This window comes from Kitasatospora sp. NPDC015121, assembly GCF_055562955.1.
The window spans coordinates 1-1,087 of the sequence record NZ_JBVHEH010000113.1 but is presented as its reverse complement, the minus strand read 5'-3'; the positions used below and the strand labels follow the sequence as shown (position 1 = coordinate 1,087).

Sequence of the window (1,087 nt, the reverse complement as noted above, 5' to 3'; positions counted from 1 at the left end):
TGCAGGACCGGCCCGAGCCAAATCCGAACGCGGGCATTTGTAGTAAGGGAAAATCTCCGTCCACCGCAGGTCAGAGCGCTGCTGCGGAAGCGCCGTCCACCAAAAAGGGACAGCCGAAAGCGGACCCGAGGGACGAGCGGTTCGCCCGCCGCGACCTGCATCAGACGGTCGCCCTCGGCCGGGCCTTCCTCGCGTGCGGCACCAAGCTCACCGGCAAGACGGCAGAGGTCCTGTGGCGGGAGGGCGAGGCGACGATTGGCGGGACGTGCCGGTGCAACAACGTCCACGTCTGCGCCTGGTGCATGGCGAGGATCCTCGCGGTCCGGTCGGCGAACATTCAGGCGGCGGCGGACGGCCTGGCGGCGGCCGGGTACGGGCTGCACCTCGGCACGAACACCCTGCGGCACTTCCCCCGCAACAAGTTCGGCACGGTCCGCAAGGGGATGCGGCACGGCCTGGTCGCGGTCCTCACGGACGGGTGGAAGGGCGCGTACGGGTCCGCCGGGCGCCGCTGGCGGACCCTGCGGGACACGTACGGGATCGTCGGCTACGAGCGGGCGTTCGAGGACACGTTCGGCTTCGACACCGGCTGGCACCTCCACTGGCACACGATGTGGGTCACCGAGGAAGTGCTCGACACGGAGACACAGGCGGCGTTCCGGGACGCGCTGGCCGACGCGTGGGCAGAGGCCGTAGAGGCGGCGGGCGGCTACTCGGTGTCCGAGGCGTGCGACCGGCCCGACTGCCACTGCGGCGGGAAGGGCCACGGGTTCGACCTGCGGCCTCTCAACGCCGGAGAGGAAGGGCAGGCGGCCCGGTACCTGTACAAGGACGGCGACAAGGCCAAGGGCGGCGGCGTCGCGAAGATCGGGCTGGAGCTGGCGTCCGACAACAAGGCCGCGAGGTTCGACGGCCGGATGGGGCCGCTGGAGCTGGGCGACGCGGCGGCGGCTGAGCTGCTGCGGCTCGGGCAGCCCGGCCCGCTCGTCGAGAAGTTCCGCGAGCGGGAGTTCGGCGTCTACCAGGTCCGCAAGCACTACCGGACGCAGAACCTCAACAAGCTGATCAAGGCGCTGGGGATCGCCCA

1 protein-coding gene is annotated in these 1,087 nt (G+C 70.7%); it reads left to right on the top strand.

The annotated features are described in order from the left end of the window. Nucleotides 1-302 precede the first annotated feature (302 nt). Nucleotides 303-1,087: hypothetical protein (locus ACZ3J7_RS41090; protein ID WP_465628517.1), on the top strand; the 785-nt coding region annotated here is incomplete at its 3' end.